Here is an 18,959-nt window from a genome sequence, read left to right as displayed (position 1 = left end):
TTCAATCTGCAAGGCGCGGGCAGCGGGGCAAACGGCAGCGAACTGTAATTGAATAAAGCAGTCACCAGTTGTGAAATCATGATTCTCGATATAACCAACGGCCGCGTTGCCAACCGGGCTGGTAGTCAGAAGCTCTAGCGCCTGATCAACAAACGGATGCTCCCAACTCAGGAACTGAACATCATCCCGGCTCAGAGCGACGTCACGCTGAGTCGTCGCCATAAACCCATCTTCAGGCAAGTGCGGCAGGTCTGGCACCAGCATATGATTGCCCGGCGCGATAGAAATACACGCACCGCCAAGGTCGGCAACTTCGAGGCCGAACGCATCTGCGAATAACTCGATAAAGTCATTCAGCTCCGCTTCATCTTCAATATGCTGAATGGCCATTTCCTGGGCCTGGCGACGAGCGCGCCCGGGAGGGCACGAGTGAATTTCGAGCAGTCTGTCACGCCCTTGTTCGTATTGTGCTTCAAGCGCCTGCCGTTCTGCCGAAATAGTAGCGGCCAGAGAATCAGCCGACTCGTCCGCGAGCACGACGGCCTTTATGTTGCCCTCGTATTTTTCAAGTATAGGCTGAGCAGTTGGATTCGGGTGGCTGAAACAGTCAAAAGCCTCGTGAAGCAGGCGGGCCCAGCGCTCTGTCGCGTGGTTTTCGAAGACAGGTATGTGAATATTAATATCTTTCTTCTGTCCAATCCGGTCGAGACGACCAATGCGTTGCTCAATAAGGTCGCAGTTAAACGGCAAATCGAACAGAACCAATTGTGAGGCGAACTGGAAGTTACGTCCCTCACTGCCGATTTCTGAGCATATAAGAAGCCTGGCTCCCTGATCCTGGTCAGCAAAGTAGGCTGCAGCGCGATCGCGCTCTACCATATCCATGTGTTCATGGAAGACTGAGCACGGTACAGCGTGCTTCTCCCAAAGGTACTTCTCAAGATCAAGCACGGTGTCTGAGTCGTGCGTAATCAGAACGAACTTCTCTGACTTATTTTGAGCCAGCATTTCAAGCAGCCAATCAACGCGACTATCAGCCGCACACCAGTCGTAAAGACCCAGTTGAGGGTGTAATTGATCAGGGCTATCTGCAAAGTCAGCGGGCAGTGGCAGCGGAATAATATCCGGCAATCGGGAAGGGAAACCGGCAACACCGTGACGGGTATTGCGGTAGAGCGCTCGTCCAGGGCCAAACCGATCGATAAGAGCATTCAGAGCGCGCTCATCAGAGTCCTTCTCATGATCTGCAATGCTGGCATCCAGAAGCGCCTGCTGATCGCTGGTCAGTTTACCACCAGCATCGAGCGCTGATGCCAATTCAGCATATGGCCGATACTTATCCTGCTGTTCAAGGAAGGCCGCCAGAGAAGGATAACGATCAGGATCCAGCAGGCGAAGACGGGCATAATGACCCTCAATGCCGAGCTGTTCAGGAGTTGCCGTCAGCAGAAGCACTGACGGTGCAATCATTGAAAGCTGCTCTACCAGTCGGTAGCCGTCATCCTGATGATCAGGAGACCACTGCAAGTGGTGCGCTTCATCGACCACAACCACATCCCAGTCCTCAGACAGCGCCTCGGCTGCTCCGATATCTGTTGTTGCCAGAGACAGCGGACAGATAAACATCTGGCCAGAAGAAAATCCGTTACCTTCGATAAAATCGGCTTCTGTCGCGACATTGAAGTGAAGATTGAAGCGGCGGACCATCTCTACAAGCCACTGATGCACAAGGTGATCGGGCACCAGAATAAGGACTCGCTGCACGCGATGCAGTCGGACCAGACGATGCAATATCAGACCTGCTTCGATGGTTTTACCTAGCCCGACTTCATCGGCAAGCAGAACGCGAGGCAGCGCGTCCTGAGTGGTCTGCTCTGCAATATGCAACTGATGTGGCAACAGGTTAGTACGCGCGCCCAGCAAACCATAGTAAGGGCGGCTACGTAACTCCGCGATTCTGGAAAGAGCAGACTGCCTCAGCTCGAACAGATTGTTATTATCTATCTGCCCGGTAAACAATCGATCGGAAGGCGCATTCAACTGAATCGCAGCGGCTAGCATGGTTTCAGGGATATCCCGGTCGCCATTACCGTAAAAGAGAATGTCGTCTATTTCGGTGACTTCAGTAACTGTAAACAGAGTGCCATCCTGAAGTGGAACTTCATCCCCCGGCGCAAATCGTATGCGGGTCAGGGGAGCCCCCTGGATAGAATAAGTTCTCGACTCATCCGTGACAGGGAAGTAGACGGTGACCATTCTGAAATCGACACTTTGAATAAGCCCCAACCCCAGATCTGTTTCGGCTTCACTGATCCATCGCTGACCAACTACAAACATAGCTTATAAATAACCTGATATATCGCGTGATACGCCGCCGGAAAGTGCGGCGAATGAGAGGCCGCGAATTTTACCCGATACACGGTTATATTCCTACCTAAAGGCTCCGACTAAAGGCACTGGCAGACCAGTACCTTCCCGATTATTCAGGGCCTGCACCAATCAAATGGCATAGTGCACGAGATTCAGGCGACGGGTGCGCTTTCGATACTCGAGTGTAGAGCCTGGCCAGTTGTTAGTGTTTTTACCGGTATCTGTCTGATACCAACTGGTACACCCCTGGGCCCAAACCGTAGATTTCATTCGCTCCTGTATCTCGCGGTTGAACTCATCCTGAACGTTCTTGCGCAAGTTAAGAAATCGCAGATTGGCACCCTTCATCTTCTGAACTGCATCCAGGATGTACTCAATCTGGCTCTGAAGCATGTAAATAATGGAATTGTGACCCAGATTAGTATTCGGCCCGTACAGCATGAACATATTAGGAAAGCCGCTTACAGTAAGACCAAGATATGCTTCAGCACCCTCGGCCCAGGCTTGTTTTAGCAGCTGACCATCGAGCCCAGCTATCTTCATGGGCGCAAGAAAGTCTGTTGCGGCAAACCCAGTACCGTAAATAATGGCGTCTACCTCGCGCTCCTTCCCATCACACGTCTTTATGCTACTCGGTAGAATTTCTGCAATACCCTTATCAACCACTTCGACCTTTGGATCAACAAGGGCTTTGTACCAGTGATTTGAAATAAGAATGCGTTTGCAACCAATAGGGTATTCAGGTGTAAGTCGACTTCTTAGGTCAGCATCTTCAACGGATGCACGCAGGTGCCTCCGAAAAACCCGATCAACAATCGACGAATCGTTCACCCGAAAATTCAGACCAAGCTGGCGCAGCTCGTGGTAACTATATTGCCACCCCCTATCCAGAGTCTGTAGAAGAGGGAAGTTACGAAACAACGCTTTCTTCAATCTTCCATACCTTTTGTCAGGCTTGGGCAAAACATAAGGAGCCGATCTCTGATACACATCAATATGAGCAACCTGAGACAGAATTTCAGGTATAAACTGGATAGCACTGGCCCCTGTGCCGACGACAGCGACTCGCTTACCCTTGAGGTCGTAGTCATGATCCCATCGGGCCGAATGAAATGTTTTACCCGCAAAAACACTGCTGCCTTTCAGGTCTGGATACGCTGGGCGGTTCAGCTGGCCTACAGCGGCCACCATAATCATCGCACCATGAACCTCCCCTTCAGCAGTACGCAACATCCAAACTGAATCAGACTCATCGAATTCTGCACTGACGATCTCGGTATTGAATCGTATGTGCTGTCGGATGCCGTACTTATCAGCGCAGTGGCGCAAATATCCATGGATCTCATCCGCTGTCCCGAAGCGATTATTCCACCCCAGTTCCTGCTCAAATGAGAAAGAATAGAGATGAGAGGGTACGTCACACGCGGCTCCCGGATAGGTATTGTCACGCCATACTCCACCTACATCGCTCGCTTTTTCAAAGATAGTGAAGTTATTGATGCCAGCCTTTTTTAGCTGAATCGCCAAGCCCAGCCCGCCAAAGCCTGAACCAATAATTGCAATACTTATATCATCTTTGCTTGTTGTGTCTTTTGCTAATGCCTTCGATCTCACCGCGGCCTTCCTATCTTGTTTTTTCGATTTAACGAAGATTACCCAAGGAAGGCTTGCTGTCCGATACCTTGCCGGGACAAAATATCGTTAAAACAGGACACATAAAGAGCAGAGAGCAACGAATGACCCAATGGAATTTCCAGCGAAGCGTTACCAGTGTGCGCCTGATGTGTGAGTTCGCAACGGAGCAGGGAATATCCATTGGATCACTACTGGCAGGAACTGGGTTGGGCCAACATCAATTACTAGAACCAAACTCGACGGTTTTAGCCGAGCAGGAGCTCAGGGTTATTGCGAACCTGGTAGCCACACTGGGCGACGCACCAGCAGTGGGAATAAGGACAGGAATGCGATACCACTTCACCGCTTTTGGCGCACTCGGTTTCGCAATTGTCAGTAGTCGCGACATGCGCAGCGCCCTCGATGTCGCCCTGCAACATTTCCATCTCACGTTTGCCTTTACCCGGTTCGAGGTTGTCGAAGATGGGGAGGATTTATGCGTCTACATACACGACGAAAACCTCCCCAAGGACCTGGCTCAATTTATTGTCGAGAGGGATGTCTCAGCACTAATTACCGTTGCCCGTGACTTATATGATTTGAGACCGATGACAAGAAGGGCATCATTCAAGACTTCAGCGCCATGCGACGTATCAATCTATGAATCATTACTCAGCACAAGTCCCGAGTTCGGATGCAGTGAGAATTGCGTGCGATTTGATCGTTCTATATTCGGTAACCCCTTACCGCAAGCCAATGAGCTTGCCCATAGTGCAGCCATAGATCAATGTCGGCAACTACTGGAACTCCGCCGAGGGCGAGAGGGATTTTCAGCCGCCGTAAGAGATCAGATAATGGTCAGGGCAGGCTGCATGCCAACGATGGATGAAATCAGCGCGTCTCTTCATATGACTCCTCGAACCTTGCGGAGACGACTTTCCGTTGAAGGGGTAACCTTTACCGAGCTCCGCGAAGAAGTGAGGATGTCACTTGCGGACGACTTGCTCTCTGGGCCACAGCTCAGCATACCTCAAATTGCTGAGAGACTCGGATACGCCGAGCCGACGAGCTTCATCAATGCATTTAAGCGCTGGCATGGAACAACGCCACATTCGTACCGCTTAAAAAGCAGGGGTTAGTCGATTTTAATAGAACAGCAGGCCGTTAGTGGATTGAAACATAACATAGCAACACCTACATTACTTCCGATAATTGTTATTATCGGAATAGATAAGACATCCGATATTCCGGTGAAACACACCAATAAATACTCAGATTTTCCTCGATTCTCCCTTGATAACTGTCACTAAAACTGTCACTGAGTTATCCGTGCCAAGCCCGACTTTGAACTGCAGACTCTCACGCTGACACGGTCTCGAATTACCATGAAGAAGCAGCCGAAACAACCCTTGGTACAACGTCACATAAATCATCATCAGCTTCACATAAAACAGACCAGCCTACTAGTGAGCACCAATGATCCCACAAGGTCAGTCCGGACAAAAGCATCCCAAAAAACAACATAAGAACTGTTAAATACATTTAATATCAACGACTTAAAAGCGTAAATTAAAGCCCAAAAGCATTAACAGAACGAACAAGGGATTCATAATGGGACTCTGTTCACCACTGAGAAGCGCCACTCCTCATTCTTGTAATAACAACACAATACAAAGTGATGACCCGGCAATCATGCGGCCATGGGCACCAAACAAATGTCTATAGCTTTCACCATACCGAGCTGTAGTCCAATCGTTTATCAGTACTTGCTACTTCCGATAATTTAAAGCACAGTTCAAGACGCTTACAGGCAGACAAACTCAAACAACACGATCAATCTCTCACATCATGAAAACTGACGTCCTGACACCAACACCACTGATCGACCAGCTCGAGGAAATCAGCAACCCTCTTTCCTACGCGCGTAAGACTCTTGCGAGTTACGGCGCCAGCCCGTCAGAGTCGTTTGATGACCTTATCCATACGATTACGTTTCTGCAGGCCTACAATGGCTCAACCGCAACCTTTAACAGTTATCGCCGCGAAACAGAAAGGCTACTTCAGTGGAGCTGGATGATTCAGAAGAAGTCTCTTGGTGAGCTCGCCCGTCAGGATCTTGAAGCTTATATTCATTTTTGCCAGAACCCACCCAAAGCCTGGACAGGCTCCGTCCAGGCGCCGAGATTTCTGTCAAAGAATGGAGAGCGTACTGCAAACCCCAAATGGCGCCCTTTTGTGAGCAAGGCTGACAAGCTGGGCAACGCACCCTCAATGGCGTTATCTCAAAAGTCGCTCCAGTCTTTGTTTGCGGTTTTGTCGACCTACTTCAATTTTCTGATCCAGGAAGACTACCTGAAACTCAACCCCGTCTCGCTGATTCGCCAAAAGAGTAAGTTCCTTCAGCGCCATGCATACCAAGAGCCGGTACGACGACTTTCAAACCTGCAATGGGATTTCATTTTAGAGACTGTTGAACAACTCGCCGAGACATCACCCGAAGAACACGAAAGAACACTCTTTATTATGAAATGCCTGTTTGGCATGTATCTCAGGATATCAGAGTTAGTGGCAGACGAACGTTCTGCGCCGGTGATGGGTGATTTCCAACAAGATCAGGACGGAAACTGGTGGCTAAGGGTCGTAGGCAAAGGCAATAAAGCGCGGATGGTCACGGTATCCGACGACATGATGTCTGCACTGCGTAGGTACAGGACTCACTTATCACTGCCGCCGATGCCCTATGTGGGAGAGCAAACACCGCTTCTGCCGAAACTCAGAGGACGCGGGCCTGTCACTAGTACGCGCCAAGTGCGCTATCTGGTGCAGCGATGCTTTGATATGGCCTACGACAGAATGTCAGATCAAGGGTTGAAAGAAGAGGCTCAGGAGTTGAAAGTTTCAACCGTTCACTGGCTGAGGCACACAGGTATCTCCGAAGACGTAAAGTTCCGACCTAAAGAGCATGTTCGCGAAGATGCAGGTCACGCCAGCATGGCAACAACCGATCGTTATATAGATACAGAAATGCGCGAGCGCCATGCCAGTGCTCGCCATAAGAAACTTAAGCCTGAGCTGTGAGCTCGGTGCAGGTAAAACACTAAACAGGTTAGAAAACCGGAGAGCGGCTGGCGTTCTCCGGTTATTTTCAGGACCGGTCAGTGCATGTACTGACCACCGTTGGCAGAGACGTTTGTACCTGTAATGAAGCTCGCGTCCTCATGAGCCAGGAAGCTCACTACACGGGCGATATCCTCTGGCTTACCGAAACGCCCGACCGGGATATTCTTGCGAATCCCCTCGCGAATCTCCTCTGGCACTTCCATGATCATTGGCGTCGCAATATAGCCCGGAGAAATGGTATTTACCGTCACGCCTTTACTGGCAACCTCCTGAGCGACGGCTTTGGTAAAGCCGTGCATACCGGCTTTCGCTGCAGAGTAGTTAGCCTGACCAAACTGCCCTTTCTCACCATTGACTGAACTGATGTTAATGATTCGCCCATAGCCGTTAGCGAGCATGTCATTCACTACCATCCGCGTCATATAAAACACGGAGGTCAGGTCAGTATTGATAACATCGACCCACTGCTCCTGATTCATCTTCCGCAGCGTAGAATCGCGGGTAATGCCGCCATTGTTCACTAGTACATCAATCGTACCGAAGTCGCGTTTGATTCCTTCAATGCAGGCTTCACATGACTCCCATTCGGTAATATTGCCGAATGCCACAGGGATATCGTACCCCTCGGCCGCCATCTGCTCTTGCCACTTCTGAGCTTTTTCGTGCTTACCGCCCGAATAGTACCCAGCAATGACCTGATAACCGTCATCCACAAGTTTTTTGCAGATAGCCGATCCTATGCCACCTGTACCACCAGTAACGAGTGCAATACGCTTCGCCATTTCCTACTCCTTCAGTTCACTTCGTGCTGTAGACGTGTTTTAACTTCTACTAATGAAACTAGTGTTACCCTGCAGCTTTGTGAACATCAGTGGCTGAAATTGTCACTAGTCCTGCCCTGTTGATATGGCAATGTTGCCACTGTCATTGCAGTGTAAATCCTCATGACTCCGACCGACGCATTATGACTCTGACCAACGCTCGGCTATAATGCCGCGTTTTGCACCTACCCCCGGTCCGTCATGAAGTTTGTTGTAAAGCTATTCCCTGAAATCACTATCAAATCCAAGTCTGCAAGAAAACAGATGACCAAGATTCTTCGCCAGAATCTGCAGGTGCTGTTCCGTCAGCACATGTTGTCGGCAGATGTGCAGAATAAGTGGGATAGCCTGCTGATTATCATGAATCAGGAAGACGACGTTTCAAGACGAAAGGCCATCGACATCCTGAGTCATACACCGGGTATTGGCTTCTCGCTTGAAATTGGCGAGTACGAATTCGAGACACTTGATGACGCGTATCAGCGTGTAAGAGATGAATACCGCGAAAGAGTCGCTGGTAAGAGTTTCTGCGTGCGCATCAAGCGGGCCGGCCATCATGATTTCACCTCTCATCAGGCGGAGATATACATGGGCGGCGGCATACTCAAAGAGACAGATGCCGTTTCTGTGTCGCTCAAGAATCCTGAGGTCGTCGTTAACGCAGAAATACGTAACGACAGAGTTCAGGTAGTACGCCAGCAAATAAAAGGACTTGGGGGCTACCCTCTGGGCAGTCAGGGCGATGTTCTGTCACTGATCTCTGGAGGGTTCGACTCGACGGTAGCCAGCTACCTGATGACGCGGCGTGGACTTAAAACTCACTTCTGCTTCTTTAACCTCGGCGGTAGCGCCCACGAAATAGGTGTTAAGCAAGTCGCCCATTATTTGTGGAGTACCTACGGAGAGTCGCACAAAGTTAAGTTTGTGACGGTACCTTTCGAAGAAGTAGTGACTGAAATTCTGACTAAGGTAGAGACCAGCCAGATGGGCGTTGTGCTTAAGCGAATGATGTTCCGCGCTGCATCACGTGTTGCGGATGATCTGCGCCTCCCTGCCCTCGTCACCGGTGAGGCGGTCGCTCAAGTAGCATCGCAAACCATCACTAATCTAGCTGTCATCGACCGGGTTACCGATCACATGGTGCTACGCCCACTGGCCGCCATGGATAAGCAAGAAATCATCAACACCGCACGCCGTATTGGCACCGAGGCGTTCGCTGCAAATATGCCTGAATACTGTGGTGTAATCTCGGTCAATCCGACCACCATGGGAGACCGGAAACGCGTCGAAGAAACCGAGTTAAATTTCGACATGGCGGTACTTGAAGATGCACTGAGCCGTTCAGTCACTCAGCGAATCGACGATGTAATTACTGAGGCCGAGAGTGGCCTTGAAGATGTCCCGATTGTCGAAACACCAAAGCTCAATGACATTATTGTCGATATTCGACACCCGGCTGAATCCGCAGACAACCCTCTCCAGTTGACCAACAATCGTGTGTTGGAAATACCATTTTACGAACTGGAATCCCGGCGCACCGAGTTCAATGACGAGCACAGGTATTTGCTCTATTGCCAGAAAGGCACCATGAGCCGCATTCATGCCCATCACCTGAACATCGACAGCACGATATCATTCGGCATTTTCAATGAACCCGACATCCGACGTCCTCTCACTGATGCACAACAGAAGGAGCCAGCTAATGCCTAAAGTCGTGAGCTTTAACATCAACGGCGTTCGAGCACGACCACATCAACTGGAAGCCATCCGCGATCAGTTAGCCCCGGATATCATCGGCTTACAGGAAACGAAAGTTCACGACGAACAGTTTCCGGCCGATGTTGTTCAGGAAATCGGCTATCACGTTGAGTTTTTCGGTCAAAAGAGTCATTACGGCGTAGCCCTTCTCAGCCTCAACGCTCCGGAGTCCGTACAAAAAGGCTGGCCCTGGGATGACGAGGACGCCCAAAAACGTCTGATTCATGCGGCGTATCGCATCGACGGTGAGCTCTGGCATGTCATTAATGGCTACTTTCCGCAGGGTGAAAGTATCCATCACGAAACAAAGTTCCCGGCGAAGCGTAAGTTCTATTCTGATCTGATGCGCTATCTGAATGAAAACTTCACCACTGACGATAACGTTCTGATTATGGGTGATATGAATATTTCACCTGAAGATACCGACATCGGAATTGGTGAGCCAAACCGCAAGCGCTGGTTAAAATCAGGAAAGTGCAGTTTCCAGCCTGAAGAGCGAGAGTGGTACGGAACCCTACTCAACTGGGGGCTTCAGGATGCCCATCGTAAGATTCATCCGTCAGACAGCAACACGTTCAGCTGGTTTGATTATCGTTCAAAAGGGTTTGACGACACGCCCAAGCGCGGGCTGAGGATCGATCATATTCTGGTAACACCGTCCCTCTATGAACGCTGTATTAATGCGGGGGTCTCGTACGAGATACGGGGCACAGAAAAACCATCCGATCATGCCCCTATCTGGGCCACGTTCAAATAACTTTTGCGCATACGTCTGGGATTAAGGTAGCAATCTACCTTAATCCTGCCTTTTGCAGATCTGACAAATACGCCAGCCATTGAGAGGCGATCACCGCACTGTCAGCTTTCTCGCCAGCTCTCTGAAACCATTCTCTTGCACCCGCGGTGTCGTTATCATTCAGTTCGCACTGCGCAACCGAAATCATCGTCACACCTTCGAGCCTGCGGACATTTGCTCCCGCAAGCTTCTTAACCAGCGGGCAATCACCGTCCATCATCGCCAGCTGAATGGCTTCATTAACGGACGCGACATCACCTGACACCATAGTCTTAGCGGCAGCGGCGAGGTCACGAGCTTGACGCTGGAAGGCACTCAACAGGCGCAATTCATTGGCGATGTCGCTGTCGGCAGATGTTTGATCGGCAATTCGCCGCTCAAGGTTCCTGGCGGCGCGGGCGGGCATATCCTGCGCTGCCTGCAGCTGTATCATCAGCAGCTCTTCGCTACTCCCTGAAAGCAGACCGCGTTGATGTGCAATTTCCAGGCTTACGAGTTGTTCAGCCTGTTTATCCTGAAACTGCTGCGCTGCTGCAAGTTGCACCCAGTAATTTCTTTTGTCGGGAGCCCGTTCAACAAGTCTTTTCATGGTTACTTCGGCTGCGGCAAAATCACTCGTCTGAAACTCTGCCGCGGCACGCATTGCCAACCAATTTTCTGGAATTGATGTTGCGTACGCTTCCGCTTGAACCAACCACGGCAAGGACTCGCGCCAGCGCTCTTGTGTCTGATACGAAATGGCCACAATAACATAGGCCTGCGGGGCGTGATTAAGACCATCACCCGCAGGAGCTTGCAACGCCGGAATCAGAATATCCCTGGCCTTCATCGGCTGACTGCCAATCAGATACAACTGTGCTACCGCTGCAGCCAGGGCTGAGCGGCGAGTTCCCTCGAGTACATCAAGGGACAGTGCTCGCTCGTATGATTCCAGCGTTTTCTCCGGCTGATCGAGCATCTGATAGACCTGGCCTCTTAACTGAAGAATAAGCACCAAACCAAGCCCTGCGTCCCAATCATCCGCGGCATCCTGCGTTTCTTCCAATGCCTCCTGATACGACTCTTCAGCGACTAATTCCTGTGCTTTTTCAAGCAGGCGATACTGTCGCTCAGAGAGCGTTGATGCATAGGTAGAGAGCCCGGGAAAAAGCAAAACAAGGCAGATCAGGCTGTAAACAAGACGATTCATTGCAGTGAAAACTCCAGCGTTTGTGTGGCTGTTTGCGTCACCGCTTCACCATCAACCATTTTGGGAGAGAAACGATATCGATACATCGCCCTCATGGCCTCTCGCTCAAAGACGCCTTCTGGCTCTGCCTGGATAATCTCAACGTCACTGACTGTTCCATCAGGCCGGATAGTAAGCCTGGCTGTGACGCTACCTTCGATGTTTCTCATCTTTGCTCTGGCTGGATATACCGCCGGTGGCCGGACCAAGGGGGCCACTTCGGCGTCAGCAACCGACACACCATCCAGCAACCCTGACGAGGACACAAGTTCACCCACGCTCAAATCCGGGCTGAGAGGGCTCAGACTCAATGCCGGCGCGGTCACCGGGGCAGGAGTTTGATCCTGCGTGTTTGACTGAGGAGTCATCGGCGTTTCGGGAGGAGGTGGCGGTTTCTTACGCGAACGCGTTTCAGACGCCGAATCCTGACGCCGACTGGAAAAGTCGACCAGTACAGGTTCTTCACGATTTAACGCAAAATCATCAGGTGGCGCTACCATGGCCGCCATACCAAGAAAAAGAAGAACGGCGACTGACAAGCCACCGAAAACAGCTACCAGTGGTTTAATCGATATCATTCTGTTGCCGCTACCGATATATCCGTAACACCGGCAAGACGTACCTGATCCATTACCTTAACGAGTATTCCGGTCGGTGCGAACTCATCTGCCTGAATGACCACAGCACCTTCAGGACTCTCCGCTTTAAGTCGCTCGGTATTCGCGCGCACAGCGCGAAGATCCACCGAGCGTTTATCGATCCAGATTTCTCCGTTTGCACGAATCGCAATCAGGATATTACTGCCCTGCTTGCTTTCAGCGGTACTGGCTGTCGGACGGCTCACCGTAACGCCACTCTCTTTCACGAAAGAGGTCGTCACGATAAAGAAAATCAGCATGATAAACACGATATCCAGCATCGGAGTGATGTCGATATCACCTTCCTGCCCTTCTGAGGCAACGTGTCTGCGAGCCATCAGGCCAACTCCTCACTCAACGGCAGTCGATCTGCCAGTTCCTGCTGGCTACGCTCAGCCAATCGCTGAAAACGACTGCGAAAATACAAGCCAGATAACGCAACGACGAGACCGGCCATGGTTGGCAGCGTCGCCTGTGCAATGCCCGACGCCATCGCCCGGGCATTGCCTGTCCCTGTGGCTGACAACACATCAAACACCTGAATCATCCCGGTAACCGTACCCAACAAACCAAGAAGTGGGCAGATTGCTATCAATGTTGCCAACAGCGGCATAGTGCGGGTCGCCTCAAGATAGAACCGACCAATCCACGCCTTACGTATATAACGCGCATTGCGGCTGGTACGGTCCGAACGCAAACGCCAATCTCCCGAGAGCTTTTCAAAGAAACGCTTACGCTCAATGTAGAAAAACCAAAGTCGCAGGCAAATCAGAACCCAGAGAAATACCGCGGTCAGCAGCACGGCATACAGAACCGGACCACCACGCTCAAAAAAATCTGTCAGCCAGATCATTTGCGTGATGACTCCTGCGCCTCAGCGATTATGCCTGCTGACTGCTCATCAAGGATGTGTACCAATTCGCGACTGCGTGAGGCTACCCAGCTATGAAGCAGCAACAGAGGAACAGCAACCACCAGACCAAGCACCGTAGTAATCAGAGCCTGAGAGATACCCGCAGCCATCAGTTTTGCATCGCCTGAACCAAACGCGGTAATGGCCTGAAACGTCGCAATCATGCCAGTCACAGTACCAAGCAGCCCCATAAGAGGTGCAATGCCTGCCAGCAGCTTAATAACCGACTGACCTCGTTCAATGGCAGGAAGCTCACGTAGTACGGCCTCATCAAGCCTTGCTTCAAGCAGTTCGGTATCAGTGCGATCCCCAAGAGAGGCAATCATGACACGACCCAGGGCGTTGTCATCTTTCGCCGCCAACTTATCGCTCAGCTGGCGGCGCATACCTGCGCTGATCTGCAGAAGTGCTGCCAGTCTCCAGAGCGCTATCAGCAGGCCGACACCGCCGAGAGCAATAATGATGTAGCCAATCGTACCTCCCTGCTGAATACGCTCACCAATGGAGGGCGTGGCGGCTTCGATATTCAGGAGTGCACCACGAGAAGGGTCAAGGCCGACAAGGGCTATTCCGGTGCTATCAAGCCAGTCGGCCAGCATTGCAGCTTCGCCCGGCTGGCGGTACGGCGGACGCAGCGCGCCCAGTTGCTCATCGGCGATGAGGTACTGACCGCCGTTATTGGTGCCGATAACGGTAAAAGCACCCAAGCGCACGACGTTTTCTTCCGCTGTAGAGCCATCTGCCTGGACGACAGGCGCAGTCAGGTAAGCAACATCTCCACTCAGAGAAGCTTCCTGACGTAGGGTCTGCCATAGGGCTTTGATCTTTCCGAGATCAGGCAGAGCCTTGGACTCGGCCAGTGCATCCAGGTTTGCTGGTGTTTCTGTACCGTCTACACGGGTAATGCTGCTGGATGTAATCGTTCTTAAATCACCTGCAACCTGGCGAACCACACCAAACATTTCGCCAAGGCTACCCGTACGAAGGCGCAAAGCTTCGGTTTTTTCGGTGAGAATTTCTTCATTGCGAGAGAATTGAGAGCGAAGCTCTTCTGCACGGTTTTCTTCTGCAGCCAGTGACGAACGCGCCTGTTGCAGCGCCCTTTCCTGCGAAGCCAGATCCTGTTTAAAAGCAGCCAGGCGAGCCTGGTCAAAGTTCTGCTCGTACCTGGTGAACTGCTGAGCGCTTTCGATCAAAGTATCGGCAATCACAAGGGGGGCTATCCAAGCAAGGATGAGGGTCGTAATAAATCTCATTATTCAGCCCCTTTTTTGCCAGATATTTTTGATTCGGACGTTTCTGTTCCGGGTATTGGCACGACGATTAATTGTGGAGCGACACTCTGCTCTGCCACGCGGGCCGCGCGCTCTAAAGGCTTGGCCAGATCGCCTGAAAGAGCCTGCCAGTCACCATCCGCCCAGATCCAGGATTCTCCAGCATCAAGTGAGCGGCGATAAAGCGCGACATTGCCTATTCTGAGGTAATCAAACGCCCTGCCATCTTTATTCTCGCGATAGCGTTCAATCGTACGCCCGTAATCAACTTCAATCTGGAGAGCTTCAAGCACGCGTCTGAACTTCTCAGATACGGTGACATCCGCGCGGCCAAGCGACGCCTTCAATTTAGCCAGGCGAACCGCTCGTTCTTCTTTAAGGAACGGCAGGCCTGTTTCAATATCTGCTTCCAACTGAGAAAGCATCAACTGCATAAGAGGCAAAATACCTTGCTCAGTATCGTTAATGTCTTCGATTTGCTGATCCAGGCTTAACTTTTCTTCTTCCTGATCAGCAATAATGGCTTCCATCTGACTGTTATAGAGTGCCAGTTGCTCAGCACGTGCAAGAAGCTGACGGGTCTCTTCCAGCTTGTCGCGGGTATCGTCATCGAGAGCGTTAATTCTCTGCTGAATTGCAGCACTGTCTTTATCGCTTTTCAGCACCATTTTAGAGGCAACGTCAGCCTCGGCACCTGCCGCCAGCGGGAACATTAAAATGCTCACCGCCAGTGGCAATGTAAATCGGTTCACTCAGTACTCTCCTATTGTCAGTCCGAGTTTACTTGCTATCTCTGCAGTCCCGCGTGGTGCCACGACAGCTCGATGACCATCCTGACCCACCAGGTATTTATCCGTCACTTGCAGTACATCCGCCCAGCTTACCTTTAGCAGGCGATCGCGGAACAGCTGTCGCACAACCTGCGTGCGTCCTGACTTATCCATATGAAACGCTTGCTTGGCTTCTCCTGCTGGCGACCCCGGACGGTCGAGGCTGCCAATAATCCCGAGAACGGACTGTTCAATCAGGTCATCTCCGTTGGTGCGATTCAATACCCAACCCAGGGATTTCGCAAAATCATCGAAGCTGCCCTCGGTTCGCGGGTCGCGGTAGGTGAAGAATTTAAAACACCCGAGAGAGGAATCCTGAGATGCTCCGGCCCCATACGCTCCGCCTTTCTCGCGAATAGCGGTGTGAAGGTAGCCGTTGCGAAGCACGCCACCCAGAACGGCAAGCGCCGCTGCATCCGGATGGTCGAGCGTCACGGTTGGAATAGCCCACGCACAGAAGTTCACCTGTGAATCGACCATCCAATAGCTCGCCATTGACGTGGCACTCCAGTCAATGCAATCTTTCCGATAATGATTCGCATTATCCCAGTCTTTACAAGCTGCTGCAATATGCTGCGCTGCATTTTGCTCATCATGAACGAGAAGTATTGAATCCGGACCATCTTTGATCAGAGAATTGATATCGCGAAGTGCCTCGGAGACAAAGCCTGCGCCGTCCGAGGCGAAGCGCTCTGTTCTTTCTTTCAGGCGTTTAGCCTGCGGCAGCCCGCCGAGTGTATTCATCAAATCCGCCGTGCGATTGATCGGCGCTGCGGCTGCCGACATTGCAAGCGCATGACCACTGCCCGTTATGCCTTGCTCTTTACGAGCACGAGCCTGATTTAACAGGTCCTTGAGGCGGCCTTCTTCGCTGAAGTCTGCACTTTTCCAGGTTTCCCGAATCATGTCGGAGAACGGCTCCGCGCGGTTCCCCAATGCCTTACCCGTCATCACCAGGTACCCCGAGAGACGATTACAGTCTTCGATATCACCTTTCACCGAGGCGTAAGACGTCAGAGACCCCAGCACCTCTGTCTGGCGTTGCTGCTGAGTCAGATACGAATTCCCGCCAGCACCGGCTTCTGTCCATGCCTGAGTATAGAAAGGCAACCAGGTCATTTGCTCACGGGTCATTGGGGGCAGATTGAGCATTGCCTGCTGATAGATAATTCCATTCGTACCGGTGACATACTCTGTGGTCTCGATGTGATCAGACCGCTCAGCGGTAGGCGCAACGTATGTCAGCTCAGGGCGAATATCCTCAAGCCCTACTTTCGGAAGAACGTCGGGATCATCTTCCTGCACCTGCCGGGCTTCCAGTGCCTCTGCCTTATCCTTCAATGCCTGGATATCGGCGTCTGACATGTTCGCACGTTCATTCTCCAGGCGAGCTTTTTCTTTGTCCGCCTTTTCGGCATTCAAGGTACTGGAAGGCTTAAGGGTATAGCGGACACGGTGGGTATTGGTAAGAAGCAGCTGCCTGACAGCGTCTGATATGAAGCCTGGCGACGATGCCTTAGCACGTAAACGTTCGAGTGCCGGATCAAGGTTCAGTAATGCAACAGGATCACCATAGTGTGTTGCAGCAGGCAGTGCAGTCAGGATCAGCTGCAACCCATAAGGGTAATGGTCCCCTCCTATCTCGCGTTGATGAAGCTCGAGCTGATGCAGAGCTGCTTCAACCATTTCGACAGGAACGCCCTCTTCGGCAACTTTCTCGAGGGTATTGAGGATCAGGGCTTCAACCGCCTCAGCGTGCTCCGGCTCACTACCCTCAAGTCCACACATGAACGACATTTCGCGGTTAGAATCTTCCAGACCGCAGAGAGGTGACGGTGTCGTACCAAGATCACTTTCCTCAAGAGCCCGACGCAACGGAGAGGCACTGTTATCAAGCAGCACCTGACTCAGCAGGTTAGCCTCAAGTTGGGCATCGAGATCAATAGAATCACCCAACAGCCAACCAATGACGTGGTGGGTTTTGGCACTCAGGTCATCCGAATCAACGCCGTAGAGCGCTTCTTTATGTTGAGGCTCTGAAAAACGCCGTTCAGGCTCTACCCGCAATTGCCTGTCCTGTTTATCAAAGCGACTCAATGCCTGCTGATCCATCCGGTACTGAATGTCTGCCACTTCCATATCCCCGAATGTCATGATAATGGCGTTCGTTGGGTGGTAATGACTGCGATAGAAATCAAGCAATTCCTGATACGACAGGTCGAGAATATTCTCGGGCTCACCGCCGCTGTTGTAATGATAGGTCGTTGTCGGGAATAGCTCTCCGCTGATTCCCTGCCAAAGCTGGGATACGGGCGATGACATGGCGCCTTTCATTTCATTGAAAACAACACCTTTGTATTCAAGTGCTGAGTTCGGGTCATCTTTATCGGCAAGTTCAATGCGATGACCTTCCTGCGCAAAATCCAATTCATCAAGATTGGCGAAGAAGACAGCGTCGAGATAAACATCCAACAGATTCAGGAAGTCTTTATCATTCTGCGAAGCAAAGGGATACGCAGTCCAGTCACTACTGGTCATCGCATTCATAAAAGTATTCAGCGACCGACGGGTCATCATAAAGAACGGATCACGGACCGGGAATTTCTCGCTGCCACAAAGCGCGGTATGTTCAAGAATATGCGCCACACCGGTTGAGTCGTGCGGCATGGTCCTGACGGCGAGCAGGAAGGCTTTTTCCTCATGCTCGCTACGGATATGGTAATGCGGGGCGCCCGTCTTTATGTGTTCATAGTGCTCAATAACGATATTTAGAGAGTCGACTGGCGTAGATGATACTTTTTTAAACGAAGAGTGCTGCATAGTTTCTGACATGTCGATAGCATGATCCCTGAGAACAGCCATCATCTTAACAGCAGATAAGGACCCACTAAAATGGATCAGTTGAATTCAGCACTGGAACAGGAGTTTCCGGTCAATGAACAATGCATGTACCTGAATCATGCTGCTGTCGCTCCGTGGCCAATATCAGCCAGTAAAGCCGTTGCCCGGTTTGCTGAAGAAAACGTAGCCAAGGGAGCCGCCGACTATCCACACTGGCTGGAGATAGAGAAACAACTTCGTTTGAACCTGGCCAGGCTTATTAATGCGCCTGTCGACTCTGTCGCCCTGGTGAAGAATACTTCCGAGGCCCTTTCATTTGTCGCTTACGGCATCGACTGGCGTCCAGGTGATACGGTTGTTATTTCCGATGAAGAGTTTCCATCGAACTCCATTGTCTGGGAGTCCCTCAAGAATCAGGGGGTGATTGTCCGCAAGGTTTCCCTCGCAGGTGAGAACCCCGAAGCAGAACTGTTTCAGGCCATATCCGAAACACCACGTCTGGTGTCGATCTCAGCCGTACAGTACGCCACAGGAACCCGGGTAAATCTCGCGAAAATGGACCAGCGGGGGCATTTGAACGAAAACCTACGGTTTTGAGTCCCGCGACCACATCGTAACCGCAGGTTTCCGTCCAATAGCCCTTATCCACGTAATTTAGAGGTCAATAACCGATTGATCTTATTAGAATTATTTAAAGTTACGCGCAATTACGCATGATATGCGTAATCAGGAATACCGCCGACTTCTAGGAGGCCT

15 protein-coding genes are annotated in these 18,959 nt (G+C 51.3%); 5 read left to right on the top strand and 10 right to left on the bottom strand.

Going from position 1 to position 18,959, the window contains the following annotated elements:
* Together rapA and B2R29_RS06300 are read right to left on the bottom strand one after the other, a co-directional pair.
* Positions 1 to 2,337: RNA polymerase-associated protein RapA (gene rapA / locus B2R29_RS06305; RefSeq protein WP_301180270.1), on the bottom strand; the 2,337-nt coding region annotated here is incomplete at its 3' end.
* Positions 2,338 to 2,499: 162 nt separating this feature from the next.
* Positions 2,500 to 3,984 (bottom strand): flavin-containing monooxygenase, encoded by a 1,485-nt coding sequence (locus tag B2R29_RS06300; protein WP_301180269.1) that lies wholly within the window; start codon positions 3,982 to 3,984, stop codon positions 2,500 to 2,502.
* A 53-nt stretch (positions 3,985 to 4,037) separates the two neighbouring features.
* Between B2R29_RS06300 and B2R29_RS06295 the strand changes: the two genes are divergently transcribed.
* A complete protein-coding gene (locus B2R29_RS06295; protein ID WP_301180268.1) occupies positions 4,038 to 5,123 on the top strand; it encodes an AraC family transcriptional regulator in 1,086 nt (361 codons plus the stop codon).
* A gap of 709 nt (positions 5,124 to 5,832) precedes the next feature.
* A complete protein-coding gene (locus B2R29_RS06290) occupies positions 5,833 to 7,062 on the top strand; it encodes a tyrosine-type recombinase/integrase (protein ID WP_301180267.1) in 1,230 nt (409 codons plus the stop codon).
* 77 nt (positions 7,063 to 7,139) lie between these two features.
* On the opposite strand, the gene phbB is transcribed toward B2R29_RS06290, so the two are convergent.
* Positions 7,140 to 7,886 carry an acetoacetyl-CoA reductase gene (gene phbB / locus B2R29_RS06285; RefSeq protein ID WP_076514863.1) on the bottom strand — a complete coding sequence of 249 codons (747 nt, stop codon included), beginning with the start codon at positions 7,884 to 7,886 and terminating at the stop codon, positions 7,140 to 7,142.
* Positions 7,887 to 8,126: 240 nt separating this feature from the next.
* Here phbB and thiI point away from each other — a divergent pair, with 240 nt between their 5' ends.
* The gene (gene thiI / locus B2R29_RS06280) at positions 8,127 to 9,635 is read left to right on the top strand and encodes a tRNA uracil 4-sulfurtransferase ThiI (protein WP_301180265.1); all 1,509 of its coding nucleotides are present in this window, start codon (positions 8,127 to 8,129) and stop codon (positions 9,633 to 9,635) included.
* Positions 9,628 to 10,440, top strand: a complete 813-nt coding sequence (gene xthA / locus B2R29_RS06275) for an exodeoxyribonuclease III (RefSeq protein ID WP_301180264.1) — start codon at positions 9,628 to 9,630, stop codon at positions 10,438 to 10,440. The genes thiI and xthA overlap by 8 nt, the downstream gene beginning before the upstream one ends.
* Before the next feature lie 34 nt (positions 10,441 to 10,474).
* On the opposite strand, the gene B2R29_RS06270 is transcribed toward xthA, so the two are convergent.
* The 7 genes from B2R29_RS06270 to B2R29_RS06240 are packed head-to-tail and all read right to left on the bottom strand — an operon-like array spanning position 10,475 to position 18,194.
* Positions 10,475 to 11,668 (bottom strand): hypothetical protein, encoded by a 1,194-nt coding sequence (locus tag B2R29_RS06270; protein ID WP_301180263.1) that lies wholly within the window; start codon positions 11,666 to 11,668, stop codon positions 10,475 to 10,477.
* Entirely contained in the window at positions 11,665 to 12,285 is a 621-nt protein-coding gene (locus tag B2R29_RS06265; RefSeq protein WP_301180262.1) for an energy transducer TonB, read from the bottom strand. Before B2R29_RS06265 ends, B2R29_RS06270 begins: the two co-directional genes overlap by 4 nt.
* A complete protein-coding gene (locus B2R29_RS06260; RefSeq protein WP_068435030.1) occupies positions 12,282 to 12,683 on the bottom strand; it encodes an ExbD/TolR family protein in 402 nt (133 codons plus the stop codon). Before B2R29_RS06260 ends, B2R29_RS06265 begins: the two co-directional genes overlap by 4 nt.
* Complete coding sequence (locus tag B2R29_RS06255) at positions 12,683 to 13,198, bottom strand: MotA/TolQ/ExbB proton channel family protein (protein ID WP_301180261.1); 516 nt, start codon at positions 13,196 to 13,198, stop codon at positions 12,683 to 12,685. Before B2R29_RS06255 ends, B2R29_RS06260 begins: the two co-directional genes overlap by 1 nt.
* Complete coding sequence (locus B2R29_RS06250) at positions 13,195 to 14,514, bottom strand: MotA/TolQ/ExbB proton channel family protein (RefSeq protein ID WP_301180260.1); 1,320 nt, start codon at positions 14,512 to 14,514, stop codon at positions 13,195 to 13,197. Before B2R29_RS06250 ends, B2R29_RS06255 begins: the two co-directional genes overlap by 4 nt.
* Positions 14,514 to 15,284 carry a DUF3450 domain-containing protein gene (locus tag B2R29_RS06245; protein ID WP_301180259.1) on the bottom strand — a complete coding sequence of 257 codons (771 nt, stop codon included), beginning with the start codon at positions 15,282 to 15,284 and terminating at the stop codon, positions 14,514 to 14,516. Before B2R29_RS06245 ends, B2R29_RS06250 begins: the two co-directional genes overlap by 1 nt.
* Complete coding sequence (locus B2R29_RS06240) at positions 15,285 to 18,194, bottom strand: insulinase family protein (RefSeq protein ID WP_301180258.1); 2,910 nt, start codon at positions 18,192 to 18,194, stop codon at positions 15,285 to 15,287.
* A gap of 60 nt (positions 18,195 to 18,254) precedes the next feature.
* Between B2R29_RS06240 and B2R29_RS06235 the strand changes: the two genes are divergently transcribed.
* Complete coding sequence (locus B2R29_RS06235; RefSeq protein WP_068435022.1) at positions 18,255 to 18,800, top strand: aminotransferase class V-fold PLP-dependent enzyme; 546 nt, start codon at positions 18,255 to 18,257, stop codon at positions 18,798 to 18,800.
* The last annotated feature ends 159 nt before the right edge of the window (positions 18,801 to 18,959 follow it).

The sequence above is a fragment of the Thalassolituus sp. UBA3500 genome (genome assembly GCF_002377545.1).
Classification (GTDB): domain Bacteria; phylum Pseudomonadota; class Gammaproteobacteria; order Pseudomonadales; family Oceanobacteraceae; genus Thalassolituus.
The sequence above is the reverse complement of the archived record's forward strand: the minus strand, read 5'-3'. Positions and strand labels throughout refer to the sequence as shown.